This window comes from Acidithrix sp. C25, assembly GCF_904848545.2.
The window spans coordinates 920,665-941,189 of sequence record NZ_CAJHCI020000010.1; the positions used below are offsets into that span (position 1 = coordinate 920,665).

A 20,525-nucleotide genomic window follows, 5' to 3' on the forward strand; every position below is an offset into this window, starting at 1 on the left:
GCAGTGATAAAGAAAACTCAGCCTTGCATTTCCCTTGCTCTTTTATGAGCTGCGGCAATTCCACGATGAATTGCTCTGCGTAAACCAGAATCTTCCATCTCATTTGTAGCTGCAATAGTGGTCCCTCCGGGAGAAGAAACCGCAAGGCGTAGTCCTCTGGTATCATAGTTTGATCGTGCCAAAAGCTCAGACGAACCCAAAAGCGTCGAAACCGCCAAACGCGCGGAAAGATCTGCGCTCAAACCCAGCGCTACGCCTGCGTCAATCATCGCCTCGGCAAATAAAAATAGATAGGCAGGACCAGAGCCTGAAATCGCAGTAACGGCGTCAATTTGACTCTCAGGAACCACAACCACCTCACCAAGAGCCAAAAGCAACGACGACGCCCAAGTCAACTCGCCAGCAGTTGTATTTGAATTAGCACAGAGAGCGGTAATCCCCATCGCGATCTGACCAGGGGTGTTAGGCATGCAGCGAACGATGGACATCTGGGTCCCAAGTGACTCCTCCAAATAGGATATGCTAAGGCCAGCGGCTATTGAAATCACCAAGCCCTTACCGATCAAGCCGATCTCACCTGCAACTTCCCGAACTACAGGCGGTTTGGTTGCGATAATGTAAATATCTGATGCCTCAATTTTGTGACCCACAGTTATAGTTGGATGAGCCAGAACCGCATCGTCCAAAAGGGCTGGGTTGGCATCGAAAATTACGATCTCATCTAGCCCCGTAATCCCCACCGCGACAACAGCATCTAGAATTGCCCGACCCATTTTACCTACACCAACAATTGTCAATCTCGCCATAACAAGACACGCTATAGCAAATTTTCAAAAGGTAAGATCGTCATCGGGGCAAATAGTCAAACTGATAATCAACCAGCCTTGCTATCCGCAGCACGACCATATGAAAAGGTAGTCCTTAGCTACGCTCACCAATCATTTAAAAAACAAACCCTGGAAGAAACTTAGGTGGATTTACTATTGAAGCAGATGATCACCCATGAGTCATCGGAGGTCGAACTTCAAAGATCAGAAAGCTCTAGAACGGCGATATTTGCTTTCATAACCGATAGACATCGCAATTGGAAAGATCTCGTCGCTATATTGAAGTTGAGCGCCGGCATATTCCTCTAGCTGGTTCCTCGTGAAGTTTGAAGTGGGGCAAGTTCCCGTGATAAAGATCGCATCCTCTATCCCTATTGAAAATGACATCGGGTGAATTCGTGAATTCGAGGCAAGCAGATACTCAAAACACTGCGCAACATTCTCCTCGGGATATGGCATAAAGTAAGTCTCAAACATTACTGTACGACCCCTTTGGGTAATCCATATAGTAATAACTTCACGCTCTTGACCGCGACAACGCAAGTAATGGCGAAATATAGTCTCATCGCTATCAACGTTCAATACTATGTCAGACCTAGAAAAGTCCAAAAGATACCCATTGATCTCCATGAAGAGTTCTTTCTGCTTGGCTAGAGAGACCAACTCGGGCACTTATCCACACTCGATCAATTGTCGAACATCCAAAGATTCCACTACCGAAAGCGCTCGCTCAGCCGCTTCCTTCCAAGAGTATGTCCGTGCTTGCATAAGAGCATTTCTGGCTATCATCGAAGACCGCTCACGAGTAGACAAAAGCTCCAACATCAAATTAGCAAACACACCGCCATTTCGCACAGGAGCCAATAGGCCTGTTCGGCCATGCGATATTAGGGACTTCAATCCGCCCACGCTTGAGGCTACAACGGGGGTTCCAGATGCCATTGCTTCTAGGGCTACTAATCCAAATGACTCGGTACGCGATGGGACTACCACCAGGTTTGCGGCCCGATAGTAGCTTGCTAGGCGGATGTGAGGCTCTGGCTGTCGCCAGATAATCTTGTCCTCAAATCCCTTGGATCTAGCCATATCGAAACAATAGTCAAGTTCAACCTCGCCTAGATGGCCCGAAGGTCCTCCAACTACCACAAAGCGGCTATTGGGAAAGTCACCAAGGGTGCAAGAAAAGGCTTCGAAGGCAGTTGCAAGACCCTTGAGAGGCTGAATTCGGCCCACATAGAGGCTTATTGGATCGTTCTGAGGTAGCTCCATTGCAGATCTAGCCATAGCCATATCTCCCGGCGCAAAATAGGCATGTTCAACGCCCAATGGCACAACAGCAATTCGCTCCGAAGCTAAACCCAAATACCTCTGAATATCGAGCGCCTCTTGGTCACAGGAAGCGAGCACGAAGTCTGAACAACCGGCAATCTGATCCTCGGCATCCATCCGAAAGGATTCACTGACTCGATCGTCTGGAACAGTACGACCAATCGCTTTTATGGCTTCAATTGTGTGAAAAGTCGTAATCATCGGGACTTGATAGAAGTGCTTCAGTTTGTGGCCGACCAACCCTGAGATCCAATAATTTGAGTGCACGACATCAGGCTTAAGTGAACGGTCTATCTGAATTCTTGCGATCACATTTTCGGTGAACTCATCGACATATTCCAGCAGCTCGTCTTTATCAAGAGCCGCCAAAGGGCCTGCTGGGACATTGTGGACCCTTAGTCCAGGTTCGATTTCAATGCGAGCTGGATCGTCTTGCGAGGTCGCTCGCGTATAGATGTTAACGTCATTGCCGAGTCTCGCAAGGGCCGACGCTAATTGAAAAACATAGACATTCATTCCCCCGCCATCACCACTACCAGGCTGATCCAGCGGGGAACTATGGAGCGAAACTACGGCAAAATTGGTCATACAAAAACCCACAAAGTCTTACCTCTTACCCAAAGCATCTTCGATAACAACAATCATCGTCTCCAAGTTGTTTCCGGAACTACCATAACACCAAGACCATCTATCGTTTCAGAGAAGAGAGATACAACCTCATCAGGTAGATGTCGCTCACTTTGAGCCAATGTGGATCGAAAAAAACGACTTCAAAGATCATCTAAAAAAGCACGCTCCAAAAAATTCCCTTAAAGGTCAATAATCCCCAAATGACGAAAATGATAAAAATCCAGGACCGCAAGCACAAAAGTTCGACTTTGATGAAAGAACCGTTCGAATCTCAGAACCTCTGGAGTGCTAATCCCCTGAAGTTTCGCCTTGAATTACCTTGTTCAAAAGGCTGTCGATGATCGAACCATCATCTCGATATCGAACCACCAGCTCAGCATGAATAGCATCTATACTCAAAAACAGCTGCTTTCGCCACTCAGATAACTTCGTCTCCACCTGATTCAAACTAGAAAATTCAATAACTGAGTCCGGAGTAGGCTTTTCTAACGTGGTGCTTACTTGTGTCCTAGCGGCTGCGATCAATTCTAAAAGCTGAGCCTCGACTTCATCGATCTGGCTCTGACTAATCGAGACGTCAACAAAACGGCCATAAGATATTGGCCTGCCCCCTGAGTTGGGGGTAATAACATCACCGAGACGATCGACTGCCCCCGCATCGGCACTGGAGCCCTCTGCTGCCAAGGTCGTCGGATCGTACTCAAAAATTTCCATTCGCCCTTGGGTAATCCTCCGGGCGTAAGAGACCATTGCCTCGATGGCTTCAGCATCCTTCTTTCGAAGACGCAGTTCCTCGGTTGAAACCGAATCAAGATCGGTATAAAACTTTACATTTAGAATCCGCTCGATATCTGACTCAAGTCTTTGCATGATCTAAAATTATAGACTTCAATAAGTTATTGGCATCATTAAGGTGAGTCCAATGCCAATAGCGCGATCCCTTTTGCCCTTATAATTAGCCAAAAAGTAAGTTTTGCACCAAAATTTCGCTCCATCGACCATGCCATAACCCTAAAAAACTCCTTCGACGGAATTATACATCTCCTCGGAATTGTATGTAAAAGCGTTTTGGGATGTTCACTATGAGCTCTTCTATGTAGCTCGCCACAAACTTCGAAAGTTGGGCGAGTAGCAAAACCAGACTCGCCCCTGCAGGGAATCCGGCGAAACAACCCCAAATTGACGTGAGTCGATAGAAATACCTCGGTTATCGCCCATCACCTCAAATGATCCATCTGAGAAAATCTTTGATACCCTCTTGACCATAAGCTCACTTGTGGCTTCAAAATCAGCTATCACAACTATTGCGCCTAGAGCTAGAGATCTTCGTCGAAAGATCCCAACGCAAAGGAGTCTCTCCTTTGGCATCAAAGTAGGAAGCATGCTCAATCCGGTAACCTCTACTCTAAAAACAGGTCTCATTCACTTCGATCCTACAAAGTAAACCCCTAATCAGACAACTATATTTTCACCAGAAAATTAACGTTGGCCGACTAAGTCAATTACAAGAACCGAATTCCGATGTAGATTGGAGATGAAAGAAAATAGCGGCAAGGATGGCCGTATTCGGAGACCATCGGAATCGGATGAAAATAAACGGAGGATACCTTGAAAATCAGAAAGACCTTGGCGCCACGAATCGCATCTGCGCATTGCGACCTTCCTTGTGGAGTTTACGATCCGGCGCAAGCCCGAATAGAAGCCGAATCAGTCAAAGCCTGCATGGAGAAGTTCAATGCATCCAGCGATGATGTCTTTCGCGAGCGTGCTGTCAGAATCAAAGAGGACCGAGCTGAACTCGTCAAGCATCACCTCTGGGTTCTTTGGACTGACTACTTCAAACCAGCTCATCTAGAAGCACATCCAGATCTCCATCAGCTCTTTTGGTCTGCCACCAAGACCGCAGGCGAAGCCAAAAAAACTAATGACGTAGCAGTCGCCGAAAAATTGCTCTCAGAGATTGCCGCGATCGACACGATCTTTTGGGATACAAAGAAGTAGATCTTTATACTTTGTTTAGACCTAGTAAAACCTAGTAAAACCTAGTAAAACCTAGTAAAAATAAGAATAAGAATAAAAAAATGGAGAGCCCTAGCTGAAGTTTTCAGATAGGGCTCTCCATTTTATGAACAAATCCTTAGTGAAACGTAGGCCCCTGTTGCAAGTCGGACTAATGCCAATTCCAGCGGACCAATGCGTTGAATAACTCCAAGTATGGCCGATTAGGTGTTTACGATCAAGTATGACCAAGCAATTGCGTTCGAAGCACTTTTTAGTTAGAGAATTGTCTCAAAGATAGCTAGATCTTAAATCATCCCAAGCAAGACTAAAGATAGATCAAGACTAAACACCAATTATCCATCTTGGAATCCATTAGCTTGGGGCTATCGAATCAACTTCAAAAAGAACTAATGAACCTTGATCAACCGACCGGTCTGAAATAGGTGAACCCACGGAGCGATACTTCCATAACCCAGGCTAACGACGACAATACCAAAGATGATGGCAATCAAGACCACGATCAAGCGCGCCTCACGTCCTTTGAGTCTCACGCTTGAAAACTGAAAGGAACCAATCGCTGGAAGTCGAATTTCACCACCCATCTGATAGACAGCCCTTGGCAGATAGGAGACAACATGCATTGCCGTCAGAGCAAACCAAACGACGAAACTGGCTTGATGTATCCCTTTCCATGTATTCATCGCACTCGCGGTTGGACCTATCACCATCAGCACCACACCTGAGGCCATTAAAGCCACGGTCGATAATACCAATAATGGTGCCGCAACACGCAAAAGGGTGTGTGGCGGACCAGCGGCTTTATATCGTGGAGCGCCACTATAGTAGCGAAAAAATCGATACCCAGTCGAAACTAGCTTGAACAAAAGTGGTGGGATTAGCATAAAGCCAATGATTGCATGAAGTGTAAAGAGTTGGCCGACCACAGGTATGGTAATGCCAATTACAAACAACTCAAGAAAGATCAAAAGTCCTATGGAAGATGTAAGACGTGTATTTGCCAATACCGCTCGTTTGGGACCCTGATCGTCAATTTCTGGGTGAAAGATCTCTTCTACGATTGGAGCAATCGCCGGATGAAGTGGCTCGCTGAGGCCATTGCCCGAGATTGGTGTCCGCTCAAAACCAGTCGATATCCGAGATTCGATTCGGACTATGGGAGGCCGTTTCATTTCACCATAGTCGTTGACTATTTCCTCATTACCGTTCGCATTCATCACTATCAGTAATAGTCCTCCATTCTGAAGGCAACATTAATTGACCATGGAATCTACAAGGAAAATTTAGAACAAAGATCAAATTCCAATCGAAACGAAAAATTAAAACTGAATCGATGAAGCGCAGCCTTAATCGACTAACCTTTAAAGCTGTTCTTGACGTGAATTGGACGATTTTGGTCTAATGAGTCGGCTCCAGGTGCTGGAAGGATGCAAAATCCATCGGTTTGCCTACAACAAATCGGACTCATAGCCCAAGGGCCGAGGTTAGACTCTGTCATACTCCGGAATACGTTTCTAGATCGGACTGCCCTCCTGGCGCAATGGTTAGCGCAACGGACTTTTAATCCGGCGGTTCTGGGTTCGAGTCCCAGGGGGGGCACTTAAATCGATAAATTATCTAGGAATTCCACACATAAATGCCCTGGATCTCTAGTTCAAAAGCTATGTGTCAAAGGTGCAGTTTGCACAGGGAACTCAAAGACACGATGACACCATCTAATACACACACGTTTAAGGCACAGACCCTCCCAAAACATGCACCCTGATTCCAAGAAGATCATCCCTCCCACTAGGAAATTCTCCCAAAACTCCGATCCAATTGCCCTTGGTTTATCTGGTCTAGCTGGCTCTTGGATAAGTAGCCAACTATGCAACTCGTGAGAAGTTTTGACATCCCCCACTCCACTTCAGCTTGAACACCCAAAGACCAATAGAGGTGGCGTCATATCATGGCCTTTGGATTTATCCCTGATTTTCAGCGACAGTTGGAATACAACTGCGCCATAAGTTGGTTATAATTTTAGTTGCGTGCGCAACTATAGACACTTTGAGGTAAATAAAATGCCAGCTGTAACAGTTTCCGACCTCCTCGTCCTGCCGAGGACTAACAGAATTGACAGATCCATCTCCACTTCACGTTCTGTTAGTTCGATTACTAATGCCCCCAAGGGTCACGAAGGAGAAGGATTCCCAGTAAGGCGAGCCTTCCACGGCGTCGACCTAGCCTATCTAGATCCCTTCATCCACATGGACCAAATGGGAGAGGTAAACTATGCACCCGGTGAACCCAAGGGAACCCCTTGGCATCCACACCGCGGCTTCGAAACAGTCACCTACATGATTGATGGCACCTTCGTTCACAATGACTCGACCGGTGGTGGTGGAATAATCCAAAATGGCGCCACGCAATGGATGACCGCAGGAGCTGGAATCTTACACATAGAGAGACCACCTGAATCCCTTGTAGTGTCTGGAGGTCTATTTCATGGAATTCAGCTTTGGGTCAATCTTCCAGCACGGTCCAAGTGGACACCACCAGGGTATCAAAACTTGGAATCCGATAAGGTCAAATTGGTTACGACGCCTGATGGTGGAGCCCTCATACGCATCGTGGCTGGTGAAGTCGACGGATACGCCGGCCCGGGCGCTACCATGACCCCCATTAACTTTGTCCATGCTACCCTTGAACCCAACTCAATGGTCGAATTGAACTGGCCATCCAACTTCAACGCGTTGGTATACGTTTTAAGCGGACAAGGTTTCGTTGGTTCGGATAAAGCTTCAATCAAAACTGGAAATCTATCCGTCCTCGGGCGGGGTGACCATATAACCCTTTATGGAGACGAGCGAAATGCTCCAGACAAACTCGAACTGCTAATCTTGGGTGGACAGCCGATTAAAGAATCCGTGGCCTGGCATGGACCATTCGTGATGAATACAAGATCCGAGCTGCAAGAGGCATTTGACGATTTTCAAAGCGGAAAAATGGGTCGCATTCCTTCCTCTTACCAACACTAGACGAACAGTGGCCGCCTTTTTCTCTAATAGCTTCCTGCCTGCAAATAGAGAAAATACGAATAGGGCAAGGCTTTGTTCGAAGTAATTCTTCTAAGCCTTGCCCTTATCAACATATAAAGTATGCAAACTACTGGCCTTTAGACGTCCACCTTGAGAGATAGTCATTATCGAAGTTCCAACACCGCCTGAATCAATCCTGGTTCGAGCGTCGTATTTGATAAATTCACCTGGTATCGGCTCATCTAGAATACTTATCATTAGATCAACCGGGACATAGACAAACTCTCCCATCGTTAATTCTTGGGATATCCCATTCGCAGAGTCGGCAACGATGATCATCTCCGCTAATCCGGAGGTGGTTTCATTGGAAATTAGGGGGATCTTTGGTCTAGCGTGTACCAATACGGGGCCTGGATCATAGAAGGACCCCTCCTCGAATCTCCATTCAATATTTGATATGTAAGGGAATGCGTCAAGATTTAACACTTCAAATGCTTCTGGATCTAAGACCAAGCCCTCTGCCATTGAAACCTCGGGCACCCGATTCGGAGTCTTGCGGAGTCGCCATGCACGCCCGCGCAAGGTCGGCTCTCCATTTACAGCCAGTTCTCCTTCAACCAAAGATACCTTATAACCCGGTCGCACTATCCGAAGCGATACTTCAACCACCCCGAACAAAACCGGCTTCAAAAACTCTATCGAGATCTTCGATATAAAGGTGGAATCCGAACGCGAAAAGTCGTCCATCATCTTTGCTAAAAGTGCACACGGAGGTCCGCCGTGCTGTGCATCAGACGACCACGGACCAATGGTCGCTTCGTTCGGGAAAAACTTTCCATCACCAATTCGTTCGTAAAATCCACTATTTGCCATAGCGCCAGCATAGAAGTAAAGGCCCCGGTATATTTGCGAGCTAACACTAAAAAATAGTTGATTGAAGCTCGTTGATAGATCTAAGGTGCAAAAAACTTCGTGCTATCGCAATGACGCCTCAGAGATTCGATGGAACCAACTACTTCTGCAGCAAACGATAGCGTTTTTGCACATCTCCAATAATGAACCGAACGAAAACTATAGTCAATCCAACCGCGAAGCCATAGATAGCCACCGACCTATAGCCATACTGTCTAAAGAACAAGGTAGATAGAAATGAGCCGATTGCGCCTCCAAAAAAATAAGAGGTCATATAGATGCTTGTGATGCGACTTCTGGCTTGTTGCCCAATGGCATAAATAACAGATTGATTCGCAATATGTGCCCCTTGAACACCAAAATCCAAGAGCAAAACCGCAATCACGATCACAACTAAGTTATATTCAAAGAGATACAACAAACCAAAGGCGACGACTATCAAGGCTGCACAAAAAAGTGAGACGGCAAACTGACGGCCCTGGTCGGCGAGTTTGCCTGAAATTCGTGCCGCAGTCGCTCCCGCAGCACCAATCAGACCAAAAAGGCCGATATCAAAGGGACTTAGGTGTAATTTTGCCGACGACAACTGAAGCGAAGAGGTATTCCAAAATATCGAAAAGGCCATAAATTGCAACAGGCCGAGAAGTGAAGCCTGACGTACAACTGGCTCCGACTTGAAGGTAACTAACAAAGAGCCCAAGAGGGAACCATATCCACCTTGGTGCGATCTCGGTAAGGTGGCGATATTGGGAGCGATCACCAAGGCCAAAGCTCCAACTGCTATTGCACCCATGACAAAGATTGCACGCCATCCAAAGAATTGGTCGATCGTCCCAGAGATGGTTCGCGCCAGAAGAATTCCCATCAAAAGTCCACTCATAACGGTACCAACTTGCGCTCCTCTTCTAGCAGGTTCGGCGATCGTAGCTACAAAACCAACTGTGATCTGAGCCACCACCGATGTAACGCCAACAAGAGCGCAAAAAAAGAGAAAGAGGCCGAAGTTTGGCGACAATGCCACCCCCAGAAGTGACAGAGACGACAACCCCAACAAAAATGGAATCAGCTTACGCCTATCGAACAGATCCCCGAGTGGTACCACGAGCAAAAGGCCAAGTGCATAAGCAAGTTGCAACACAGTAGAGACTAACGACACAGTGGCCGGCAAAATATGAAGCGATCTTCCGACAGATGGAAAGATCGGCTGAAGGTAATAAGTCGATGCAACACTCGCACCGCAGGTAACAGAAAATATATAAAGTGCTCGATTTGTTAGAATCGGATCTTCTTCTCGCATTCTCTCTCACACCTCACTCTCGCTCAAAGATATTCAGACAGCAAAATGAGCAATTGCCGCCTTGACATACTAGGGCGCCATCGACGCCAACATCAATGGATCCCACATCTTTGGACCTGAGTGACAACCTTCGATTTCAGTGGTCAGCCAAGAGATTTCCAGTGATAATTTACACTGCGAGCGCCTAAAGTAGCGTCAATCAACGCGCTAATATGATTTCTAACTTATAATTATCACTCTCAGTGACGATACACAAAGTATGAAGATAGCTTTGAAGGCACCGATTCTGTTCAGACTTACGGCGATAGCGATCATGCCGCTCACAACGGCAGTTGTAGCTCACGAAGCCGGGGTAAACATGGCCAACACAGCCTCCGTCACCCTACTTAGCCCGGGATTGACTTCTCAAACGAATATGGTCAATGCACCAATTATTGCAACAGGTGCCGCCAAGTCGGCCCAAGTATCTCCAGCCCGAATATCCTTGGTCAATACCTTGGGATCCACTACGCCTAGCTCTCAAGCAACATCGACTACCGCTATCGGCCAAGAAAAGACCACCGCTTCACAAGCAACGATATCAAACCCGACCCAGCCAACCAAGAACGCAACTTTAGCGAACGCCGCACTACTTAGTCAAAATGCCAATCCTACAAGCCAAAGAGTAACTGCCACATCTCTCGCAGTATCTCAGGTGACAACGGCTGCTCCAAGCCAGGCTCCTGCTCCAGTCGCAGTTCCGACCACCTCGAAGCCTATAGCCACGACCACCACATCTACAACCGCAGCTACCCCCACTACAACCACACCTTTGGGAACAATAGGGTATTCGTCCTTTCCAACAAACAACCAAGGTACACCTGGTCAAACCTATGGTCCGTGGTTTGTCGACTTTAACGGCTATGGATCAATAAATCGTGTAAACGACCCAGTCCTTGGCCCTTCGCTAAATCTCTCACCAGCAGTTGCAAACGCTTCCAACGTCACACACTCCGCACTAGTGACCACAACCTCAAACTATGGAAATTTCAACGCGACCTTTACCTACCGAACTATCAGTCAACTTAGAACCGGCACTCCCCCAAACCCTTGGGAAGAAGGTTGGGTGCTCTTTCATTACACCAATAACACTCACTTCTACTACTTTCTGGCAAAGCCAACCGGGTGGGAGCTAGGAAAAGAAGATCCAAGCTATCGCGGCAATCAGCGGTTCATGGCCACTGGATCTTCCCCAACATTCCCCGTTGGAGCGACGTACAAGATCAATGTCATTATGAACGGCTCGACCATCTCAGTTAGTGTAAATGGAACACCAATTGTGACATTCACCGACAATCAGAACCCATATCTCTCAGGATCTTTTGGCCTCTACGATGAGGACTCATCCGTTGACTATGGCCCCCTTCAAATAAATTAGATACTCTAAATCCAACTTATTCGATTCTTTGTGCTGGAATCACCCAACAATTTATCTCAATCCAACTACATCAATGCCCATTCGTAATGGGTAGGGCCATCAATATCTTTGAAGCGCATCCAAGCGTAACGATTCAAATATTTCAATAAAGATACCAATAGATATCGTAACGTAAAAGTCAATTCCCCACGAAATTCCCAACGAGGAAACAACGGCCTTAGAAACTGGCAATCAATAAGTTTGTGCCGTTGCCAGTTCCACGCCACTTTGGCGGAAGCAAAATCCACTCATAGTGCTAAAATTAATCTTCATCCTCTGCGCAGATCCCCATTTACGATATGCCTTAATTCAAAAAGAGGGCGGGTCATAATCGCCGATATCGGTTGTATGCCAACCATCTCTAGCGGCACTACTCATCGCGCAATCCGAAATTTAGGTATCATTTGATCTTTAGAAATTTGCCTCGCGATTAAATTGCCTCGCGATTAAATTGCCTCGCGATTAAATTGCCTCGCGATTAAATTGCCTCGCGATTAGCTTTTAAAAACCACCTTAATCACTACTTCATCACCAAACGACTGTAAGCCCCAATTTATCCCAAAAATTAAATTAATACTCTAAAAAGCCTAACCATCAAAGGTAAGTAAATCTCGAAAATGAGCCAACTTCTAATTTTGAATGAGTTGTAATCTTCGAAATAATATTGCATCTAAAGCACGATAGCCTTTTCACCTTAATCAATCGTAAAAAACAGGCCAACTCAAATTGACGATAAGACCGAAAGATAGGGTACCTTCAAATCCTGGAAGCTCCATCAATTCGATAAATCAATCCGATAAATCAAATCGATAAATCAAATCGATAAATCAATGATATCTCAGGGAGTATCCATCATTCATAAGCCTCATTAGATAGGTTATCTACTTTCATAGGAGATAAACCCAAAGAACTTTCAGCGCTATGAGTCACGACATCGCAGCCGAAGACAAAGATCCACTCAATCCCGACTTTATTATTACGACTAGAGCCCAACAAGCAAAGCTCAAAGAACGCTTACACTTTAGAGAAATAGCTCGAACGAGATAACATCCCTGATATCCTAAAAGAACCCAGTTCGTTCCCAATAAGATAAGAATTCGCAATGATCGATACAGAACCCATGAATTCGATCGCCACCATAAATAGTATCTTCGAATTTATATTAATAAGCATTAGCTTAAATTGAAAAACTTGATTAAAAGTCAATCGTAATACTTTGGGTGCCGCTAGGAAGCCGTACCCAATAGCCCCCGAGTGGATCCTGGCGGGGTTGGAAAGTTATAGCCGCACCACCTTTAGCGGTAATAGATCTAGGTAGAGCAGACAAAAGCGCGTAGGTAGCACTTCTTGAGTAGTAATCAAATGAGATACTTTTGCTCGAGATGACCTTAGCTGTGGAAATTGCTGCATCAATTCTCATCAACCCCGGCGAAAGAGGTGAACCCTTCTCCCAAACCAAATTATGTTGCCCCGCAGGAATGACGCCAACTCCGCCAGAAACTGGCCACTGTACACCATCCACCTTAAGTCTTCCATAGGATGATTTCACGGACAAGACAACGGGAAACTTTGACGAAAGTCCATTTGGAAAATACACAGTACTGCCCGCAACACCATACGACAGATTAGCCATATCGTAGCTAGCAATAGTTCCCAGTGCGTAAAAGTCAACTCTCGAGCTATTCGCGCCCGCAAACATCGAGGCCAAATTGAATTCGCCCATGGTGGGTTTTGGCGTCGGTGCGGCTGACGCACCTCTTTGAACGTCGTTTATATCGATCGAATAGTTGGGTGCTGTCACCATCGACGAAATGTATTTATTGACTCCAACGTAGCGATTGGGTCCCTGCGTCCACACGGTATAAGGATCTTCGATAATCATCGATGCACCCCCATTTGACGCCACCTTTGCCAACTGATGGACATTCATACCAATATCCTGAGCCTCAACCGGGTCTATCGAGTCATCGATTACCGTAATCTGAAACGCTAGTGACTTTGCGTTTGCAAGTCCATTTGCCGATTTCAATAGCTCCGAATATAGACGGTCAACAAGGGAATATCGAAATTGTATCCATGCGGCAGGGTTGGTAAGTGGGTCTTTACCAAATTGACTCAGCGCAGCCGAAGAATAAGGAGTCGAAAGAGCCGGAGTTGCCAAAGTCTCAAAATAGAGTTCAGCAAAGTTGACACCATCCCAGTTGTAAGACGTCAACACCTTGCTAAATTGGCCCCATGCTAAGGCATAGCAAGTTGGATCTTCAAGTGCAATCAGCTCGCGCCAGCCGCCAATCGCCTGACTTCCACTTTGTGTCTTCTCACGACACTGAGGATACTTTTGCCATAGGGCATCGTTCACAAATGGCGGTTCCAGCCATGCATAAACTAAAATCCCACGCGCGTGAAGAGCGCTGATCAATTTTTGATAGGGGTAGTTCGCCGATGGAACAGAAAAACCAAAGTCCCAAGCAGCAAGTTCAACGGCACGAACACCATAAAGATCGTTAGCGATCTGAGCATAGTTGTACTCCAGATTCGGCCCCAAAACACCAGGATCAACAAATACTGTCGTCATGAGGGATTGAGCACCATGAGGGGCGTTGGTAAAGCCCCCGATCACCCTCGCCAGTGACGGAATAACTTCATATCCAAGGAAACCACCACTAAATGGATCAAAGGTCGAAATCAGTGCCTTTCCAATTCCGAACCCCTCACTGGCGACAAACGCGTTGGAGGGGTTAGCAGCACTACCTCCAAATACGAGTGGATTAAAGCCCTTAGTGAGTGAAATTGGTGTAATCTTTATGGGATTTTTGATGGTAACCGGAGTGCCAACAAAAGGAACCAATGCTTTTGGGTAGAGGTTAGCTGGCAAAAGCTTCACCCCTAAAGCGCTATTGAGCACTCGATTAAAGCTAACTAGATAACCACCCCTTCTAGTCCAGGTCAATATCGCATCGATCTGTGGCTTTGACAAAATTGCATCACCGAGCACGACAAGGCTTGATGCATTTGTGAGGAATGAAATCGATTCGCTATATGCCGCTAAGCCTCCAGAACGTAGGATATTCAAAGCTTTGGATATCTCGCTCGGTCCGCCTGCGACGACGATGGGGGAAGTTCCTCCCCACGCACTTAGCGTCTCTTTAGGAGCCATAGTAAAGGTGGAACCGGTCGATGGAACGGTTGCCGCCGAGCAAGCAGCCAATGTAACGGTCAATATTAAAAGTGAAACAAACCAACGCAAGAAGGCCACTGTCGATCTGGCCCTAGGATGGCTCGGACTTGATTTCGATAGAATTTTTCTCATTTATCAAATGCTTATTCGAAAGTGTCAGATTGAAGTTCGGGCCAGAGAAACCCCCACCCAGAGACCGTAGATTCTCTTCTCACGAGATCATCCAAAAATGCCTTCGGTAGTTCCCTTGCAATCAATTCCAGATCGTCAATTGCCACATCGGCGACGGACCCTCCTTGGCCGAAAGACATTACTGTTTGTCTTGGCCTATTTGGGTTAGGCCTAGAAGAACTGGTTTCATAGGGATCTAATATAGCTAGCTGCTTAGTAAATCTAGAGGTCTTAGACCAACCCTTTTTCCGAAACACGATTCGAAAAATGGCCTTCCAACCAGATATAAACCAAATGTAGGAATAAAGCACATATATATGGGCATAAAATAGGCCTTCATGATGCCGACGCCTGGAGTGTTCTTTAAATATAAGTAGGCATAGATTGGGCTAAATCCAAACGAAAATAGATAAACAATGATCAACGGCAGGCCATAGTTAGACGTCACCGCGTGTAGATACCTCATCGGCATTGAAATCGCGATAAAAATATTCGCCACCATAACCGTTACGATTGACAGGCTAAGCAAAAGGACGGTCATTGGCCCCATGAGGTTATACAAAAGGTCAATCGTTGCCGTCACCGGTAAGCGAGCTTTGATAAGCTTGGGCATGTGGTGCCAACATTGCAAATGGCCCTGAAACCACCTAGTCCGTTGTCGAATCAACTTTGAAAATACAGTGACGCCTTGCTGGGCAACGTAGGTCTCCTGACAAAAGGCATTCACCCATCCACGCTCAATCAATTTCAAGCCAAGGTCAAGATCTTCAGTTAAACAGTTTGACCAAGGAGATTCTCCTAAATCCGCCAATCCGCTCAATCTATTAAACTGCCCGTTTCCACCTAGTCCAGAACTGCCAATTTGATGGCGAGCCCGTTGAAAGATCTCGGTAAAGACTAGGAACTCGAAGTCTTGCATCCGGGCTAAAAGAGACTTGGCGCTATTGTACATGCGCACGCCAATCTGAACGGCTGCAACCTTTGGGTCACTAAAGTATGGAGCTACCCGAGCAAGTGCATTCTTTTCAAGACGACCGTCGGCGTCCACAATGCACAGAACCACCTTGGACGGATCGGACGCTACAATCTCCGGCGACGATGTGATTGCTCGATAGGCGGCATTGAGAGCTTCGCCTTTGCCTCGACGTGCATCTGGAAGTTCGCGCCTCAACAGCGAGACACGACGGTCGAAATATCCTGCTACGACATCATAGGTATTATCGTCAGAAGCGTCGTCTATGACGACGACGCTCTTATTTTTATACGGTAGCTCTAATAGTCGATCCAGACTTCGCCCAATGACTGCGCCTTCATTTAGACAGGGCAGCAAAAAGATAAAGTGAATCTCTTCCGCGGCTTCCTCAATCGCCGGTGGCATTGGCTTCTTAGTTCTCGAGAGAACCACATAACCAACGCCATAGGCAAGAAAGAGAAGTATCAATAACGCAGTGATCGATTGCACATGACCCTCTTGATCTATTTCAATTTGTTAACTTCCAGATGAAGCTCCAAAGGTAGTGGTGCTTTGTGCTCCTAGTAATGTCTTCGGCGATGCAAAGGTGTAGCCTAAGCCCTGAATTCCACTAACTATCTGAGTGAGGGCAGTAGTACCATAAGAAGGATCATAAAAGAAGCTGGCGAACCCATTTCGAACGGCCAAATTATCCTTAGCCTCAGCAACTATGTCGGCTGGAGTCCTAGCTGGGTGATTATTTAGCGCAATCGGCTCGTAGTCACCAAGGTTTTCTGGGATAACCGTGGATCCGTATAAGTCATGAACCATATAGGGGAAGAACTGACCCATCACTTGCGAATAGTTAGGAGCAGCAGGCGTGCTCAATTGCCCACCGAAGTAAAGCCTTCGATCGTATCCAGCGGTCGTTGTATTGGAACCGTAGTACTTCGCAAAGGCCAAATAATCCACAGAAGAAGCCGCGTAATGAGGCGTTACCCAATAGGTCGGCCTAGGAAGACCAACCGCAGCAATCTCAGACAGACCAGCCTGGACTCTCGAAGCAGCCCAAGATCCTGAGTCTCCCGGCAGTGGCCCCTCTTCTATAACCCAATCTGTATTTGCACACGGAGTTACAAAGGTATACGGCGCTGACGCTGTAGTTGCACATTGTCCACGATAGAACTCGAAATCATCTGCAGTGGTACCGTCATATGGATTTGGTATATTCGAATATTGATGGGTGTATCCCTCTTGTCCCAACACCCCGCCCAACCGTATCATCTTCTTGATGGTCGCAACAAAGCTCTTCGCCTTTGGCGAGGTCAATGGAATGTTGGTTGGCACGCCATTGCTATAAGTTCCAAGCGGATCCAACCAGTGAGGAATGAGGTTTATGCCAAACGAAATGTGCTGGGAATGAAGGTACCGCGCTGCTGCCAACAACTGACGGTTTGAGTCACTGACGCTGATATCTTCAAGACGCACTAGCGCGGTATGGCCGGTTACCGCAGGAGCTGTCAACCCCTGAACTAGATCTGCCAATGCAAGGTATCGATCCGTCTCGGTCATGTAAGAAAGCGGGTTCTCTCCAACGTAAGTCAAGTTAGCAGAGGTAATAGCCCACGGGAAGCTAGTAGCCCCATTTACTCGAGCCTGGCTTGCACAGGGGATAGCCACACCGGCAGTCGTAGTGCAATTGGCAGTGCCAAGCACTGTCACCTTAGCAGGCGTTACTATGTTGGGCCCGATGACGCCACCCGCCAAGGGGTTTCTAGAGAGCGTCTGACCTTTGTAATTAACCGATGCAATGTTATTTGTATCAAAATAACTAGTCGAAGGATCCCACCCGTATTTGTTGATGAACGCGCTCGTAGCAGTTGCGGACGAATTATCCAACACCCATGGATTCTCCCCCAACCAAAGTACCTTGGTGGAGGAGGTCGTAACATCACTTATGAAAGATTGTGGAATGGGCTCACCGTAGGTAGATCCTACATAAATCACAGCAGTGAACTTACTCATCTCACCAGCTGTGTAGTCAACCACCGGTTGTGCGGCAACCATCCCAGCGTTCGACGCTAGGTTCCCAAGCGAAATAGCATACATCTGACCAAGATATCCCCATGGACCAGTTGTGTCGTAGAGGACAAGCGTTTTAGCCGGCAATGAGGTAGTTCCCCAAACTGTAGAGCCCGGGGCAGTTGCTGAAATACTCTTGGCTATGTTGGCGGGAGTAGTCGAATCTTCGGCGAACGCCTTGGTAGCGGTAAGACCTCCAACACCAGCGCTCGCAACCGTGGCCATTGCCAGTGCCGACATGGCTAACCGTACAACAGGAAAGGACCTGCCCCTTTGGAAAATACTTACCGTACTTCCAAATCTATGCTTATCATCTCGCTTAACTACCGTCGTCCTAGACATCCCGACACTCCTTGTTGAAACTTTCGCTGTATGAAATTGAACATATATTAAAGCCGGATAATATCACGCGAGAACCGGCTTGGACTCTTTTATAAGACCGATATTTATGAAACCTAAAGCAGATGAAGCAAAAGCCACATCAAAAAACAATATTAATGGTTGAAGATCTTTACCACTAAACCAACTACTACCAGGCCCGCCACTAAAAGCGCATAGCCTCCCAGGGCAAAGCCAGTAAAGGCAAGAGCGTCATGGGCAACTCCGGTTGTTTGGCCTGCTGCAAGGGTAGTAGCGACACTACCTAGGGTCGTCCCTGTCACATTTCCAAGCGTTGTTAATGTAGTTCCTACACCAGACATAAAACCATTCCTTTATGGGCAGCATAAAACATGCCCGACCTCTTGTTACCACCCTATGTGACTATTATACGGATAATAAAGATTTTTCTTACCCAAAAAAAGTAAAATCTCACAATTTGTTAATATTACTTTATAAAATTAAGACGGAAGTCTCTTATGACTACGAATTCGCTAGAACTTACCGAAATTTTATCGAATCACCGGGAATATTTAGCTAGAAGGCACATAACTGCATTTTCCGTGAAAGGAAAATCGTAAATCCTACTCTAAGTTGTATCTATATATTGCGATACCTAGCTCAAGCGACGCATTAGGGCGCTTTGGGGTGGCTTAGTTGATAAAAATTTGCCAAGGCAGAATCTAAGCCAAGATTGCTCTTGTACTCTTCACCAAAGTACCACCAAAAAGTCCCACCGCCACTAAAGCTAAAGCCAGCCAATTCATCCTGATAGAGAGAAGCCACCGCTGCTCGCTGGGAGTCCGATGCGACACCGGGACTTACCCACCACCAGCTTCCCGTAACTCCAGAGCCACCATAGCCCAATTCGGTGATAAAGATCCTCTGACCTGGAGCAAACTGGCTGTGCAAAGTATCCAATACCCGATGAAATGCGGTACCCATTGGTGCTTCTTGTGGGTAGAGAGAGATACCTATATCGTTTATTCCAGAAAGTTCACTGTTTGTGATATTTGTAGCAAACCAATTGAATATTGAATTAGAGGCAGTATCTTCACCCAACTGCCAATAGAGCGTTAGCAAGGTAGTTGCCGAGGAGTGAGATCTAACGAAGCTAATTGCATAGGCCACCTTGGCAGCGACGTTCGTGCCCAGCCAATTGCCATTTACTTCATTTCCAATTTCGTATGAGTCAACATTCCGTAAAGTCGTTACGATTTGACTTACGCGAGCCTCATAGTTGGCAAGGTTCATCGATGCCATGTATTGTGAATCCACCAACTCCACCATCACTGATATACCAAGTGAATGGGCAAAATTGATAATAGATTGATATCTAGAAAGAGGCGTGCCTGGATCTATTACCAATCGAACCCGGGCACCGGTTGGATAGATGCTCTTTAGTGATCGAAGAGTCGTAATCGCAATGGCTGGGGAGTCAATTGTAACTCCATATCGATAATTATTGGCTAGTCCAACCGTAGAAATCTGATAGAGGCCCGCGTCACTTGTAACACTTACATCGAGGTCCATTGCCGCCTGGAGTTGGTTTTGGTTAAAACTCCCACCGGCCGGTTTGAGCAACTGGCTTGCAATCGAGTTGAAGGTGGAAGCTTGACCCAAAGTCAATGTCATTCCCTTATGCTCTGACAATATCTCAGAGACATCTCGAAGGAGAGACAAAGAACAAACCTGATCAAAATTGTATTGACCAGCCCCTGGAAGGTCGCAGATCAAATTCGAATATCCCAAATCAGACGGCCACGCCAAAGACAAAGATTCATATCCTGTCGCATCCAACGCAGCACTAACACCTATCCCTTGGTTATAGAGAGGTCCAAGATCTTCAACTTCAAGGGTCTTTGGATTCAAAAGCGCATCGTCGTATCCATTGGATCCAGTGTTATTAGATTCAATAGATCTAAAGTTTCCCCATGAAATTAGCGAACCATTTGCATTGAAAGCGCTCAGCAGAACAGTTCCTGGTGGCCCTGGAGTGATATTAGGTAGGGCAACCAGTGGTGGCGGTGCAATGCTAGGTGATGAAGTCAAGGTTGTAGACGGAGGTCCAGGTAACACCACTATGTTCGAGGTAGACGACGTAGTAGAAAGAGTTCGACCATTGACCACCGTCGTTGGGGCCGATGAAGACTTGACCTTTGTGGGACCAAGACAACTAGTTAGGGCCACCCCTAAGATTGCTAAAGTAGCTCCAGCTCTAAAACATTTTCCTAATAGGCTAGGTCCATCCTTGGGATAAGTGATCATTTTTATCGC

17 protein-coding genes and 1 tRNA gene are annotated in these 20,525 nt (G+C 46.6%); 4 read left to right on the top strand and 14 right to left on the bottom strand.

From position 1 onward, the window contains the following. Window positions 1–17: 17 nt before the first annotated feature. The 5 genes from proC to ACIDITHRIX25_RS79715 all read right to left on the bottom strand — a co-directional run bounded on the left by proC (window position 18) and on the right by ACIDITHRIX25_RS79715 (window position 4,208). Entirely contained in the window at window positions 18–806 is a 789-nt protein-coding gene (gene proC, locus ACIDITHRIX25_RS79695; RefSeq protein ID WP_052606630.1) for a pyrroline-5-carboxylate reductase, read from the bottom strand. A gap of 225 nt (window positions 807–1,031) precedes the next feature. Further along, window positions 1,032–1,499 carry a type III secretion system chaperone family protein gene (locus ACIDITHRIX25_RS79700; protein ID WP_201733353.1) on the bottom strand — a complete coding sequence of 156 codons (468 nt, stop codon included), beginning with the start codon at window positions 1,497–1,499 and terminating at the stop codon, window positions 1,032–1,034. After that, the gene (locus ACIDITHRIX25_RS79705; RefSeq protein ID WP_201733354.1) at window positions 1,500–2,744 is read right to left on the bottom strand and encodes a glycosyltransferase; all 1,245 of its coding nucleotides are present in this window, start codon (window positions 2,742–2,744) and stop codon (window positions 1,500–1,502) included. 330 nt (window positions 2,745–3,074) lie between these two features. Next, window positions 3,075–3,656 (bottom strand): RsiG family protein, encoded by a 582-nt coding sequence (locus ACIDITHRIX25_RS79710; protein ID WP_201733355.1) that lies wholly within the window; start codon window positions 3,654–3,656, stop codon window positions 3,075–3,077. A gap of 222 nt (window positions 3,657–3,878) precedes the next feature. Then, entirely contained in the window at window positions 3,879–4,208 is a 330-nt protein-coding gene (locus ACIDITHRIX25_RS79715) for a S26 family signal peptidase (RefSeq protein ID WP_052606285.1), read from the bottom strand. Between the two features lie 186 nt (window positions 4,209–4,394). On the opposite strand from ACIDITHRIX25_RS79715, the gene sodN reads away from it, so the two are divergent. Then, window positions 4,395–4,787 carry a superoxide dismutase, Ni gene (gene sodN / locus ACIDITHRIX25_RS79720; RefSeq protein WP_052606286.1) on the top strand — a complete coding sequence of 131 codons (393 nt, stop codon included), beginning with the start codon at window positions 4,395–4,397 and terminating at the stop codon, window positions 4,785–4,787. A 407-nt stretch (window positions 4,788–5,194) separates the two neighbouring features. Here the strand turns inward: sodN and ACIDITHRIX25_RS79725 are convergent, their stop codons facing one another. After that, window positions 5,195–6,025 (bottom strand): hypothetical protein, encoded by an 831-nt coding sequence (locus tag ACIDITHRIX25_RS79725; protein WP_201733356.1) that lies wholly within the window; start codon window positions 6,023–6,025, stop codon window positions 5,195–5,197. Window positions 6,026–6,331: 306 nt separating this feature from the next. Between ACIDITHRIX25_RS79725 and ACIDITHRIX25_RS79730 the strand changes: the two genes are divergently transcribed. Continuing rightward, window positions 6,332–6,404, top strand: a tRNA-Lys gene (locus ACIDITHRIX25_RS79730). A 461-nt stretch (window positions 6,405–6,865) separates the two neighbouring features. Further along, window positions 6,866–7,822, top strand: a complete 957-nt coding sequence (locus tag ACIDITHRIX25_RS79735) for a pirin family protein (RefSeq protein ID WP_201733357.1) — start codon at window positions 6,866–6,868, stop codon at window positions 7,820–7,822. Window positions 7,823–7,912: 90 nt separating this feature from the next. Here ACIDITHRIX25_RS79735 and ACIDITHRIX25_RS79740 read toward each other — a convergent pair whose 3' ends face one another. Together ACIDITHRIX25_RS79740 and ACIDITHRIX25_RS79745 are read right to left on the bottom strand one after the other, a co-directional pair. Next, window positions 7,913–8,695 carry a thioesterase family protein gene (locus ACIDITHRIX25_RS79740; protein WP_201733358.1) on the bottom strand — a complete coding sequence of 261 codons (783 nt, stop codon included), beginning with the start codon at window positions 8,693–8,695 and terminating at the stop codon, window positions 7,913–7,915. 139 nt (window positions 8,696–8,834) lie between these two features. Then, window positions 8,835–10,031 (bottom strand): MFS transporter, encoded by a 1,197-nt coding sequence (locus ACIDITHRIX25_RS79745; RefSeq protein WP_201733359.1) that lies wholly within the window; start codon window positions 10,029–10,031, stop codon window positions 8,835–8,837. A gap of 259 nt (window positions 10,032–10,290) precedes the next feature. Here ACIDITHRIX25_RS79745 and ACIDITHRIX25_RS79750 point away from each other — a divergent pair, with 259 nt between their 5' ends. Then, window positions 10,291–11,448 carry a 3-keto-alpha-glucoside-1,2-lyase-like domain-containing protein gene (locus ACIDITHRIX25_RS79750; RefSeq protein ID WP_201733360.1) on the top strand — a complete coding sequence of 386 codons (1,158 nt, stop codon included), beginning with the start codon at window positions 10,291–10,293 and terminating at the stop codon, window positions 11,446–11,448. 1,234 nt (window positions 11,449–12,682) lie between these two features. Here ACIDITHRIX25_RS79750 and ACIDITHRIX25_RS79755 read toward each other — a convergent pair. From ACIDITHRIX25_RS79755 to ACIDITHRIX25_RS79780, 6 genes are all read right to left on the bottom strand, one after another. After that, a complete protein-coding gene (locus ACIDITHRIX25_RS79755; RefSeq protein ID WP_201733361.1) occupies window positions 12,683–14,743 on the bottom strand; it encodes a hypothetical protein in 2,061 nt (686 codons plus the stop codon). A gap of 65 nt (window positions 14,744–14,808) precedes the next feature. Further along, window positions 14,809–14,943, bottom strand: a complete 135-nt coding sequence (locus ACIDITHRIX25_RS79760; protein ID WP_283770437.1) for a hypothetical protein — start codon at window positions 14,941–14,943, stop codon at window positions 14,809–14,811. 98 nt (window positions 14,944–15,041) lie between these two features. Then, window positions 15,042–16,298 (bottom strand): glycosyltransferase family 2 protein, encoded by a 1,257-nt coding sequence (locus ACIDITHRIX25_RS79765; protein ID WP_201733362.1) that lies wholly within the window; start codon window positions 16,296–16,298, stop codon window positions 15,042–15,044. Between the two features lie 27 nt (window positions 16,299–16,325). Then, the gene (locus tag ACIDITHRIX25_RS79770) at window positions 16,326–18,212 is read right to left on the bottom strand and encodes a DUF2334 domain-containing protein (RefSeq protein ID WP_201733363.1); all 1,887 of its coding nucleotides are present in this window, start codon (window positions 18,210–18,212) and stop codon (window positions 16,326–16,328) included. Between the two features lie 152 nt (window positions 18,213–18,364). Beyond that, entirely contained in the window at window positions 18,365–18,571 is a 207-nt protein-coding gene (locus ACIDITHRIX25_RS79775) for a hypothetical protein (RefSeq protein WP_201733364.1), read from the bottom strand. Window positions 18,572–18,881: 310 nt separating this feature from the next. After that, window positions 18,882–20,516 carry a hypothetical protein gene (locus ACIDITHRIX25_RS79780; protein ID WP_201733365.1) on the bottom strand — a complete coding sequence of 545 codons (1,635 nt, stop codon included), beginning with the start codon at window positions 20,514–20,516 and terminating at the stop codon, window positions 18,882–18,884. Between the last annotated feature and the right edge of the window lie 9 nt (window positions 20,517–20,525).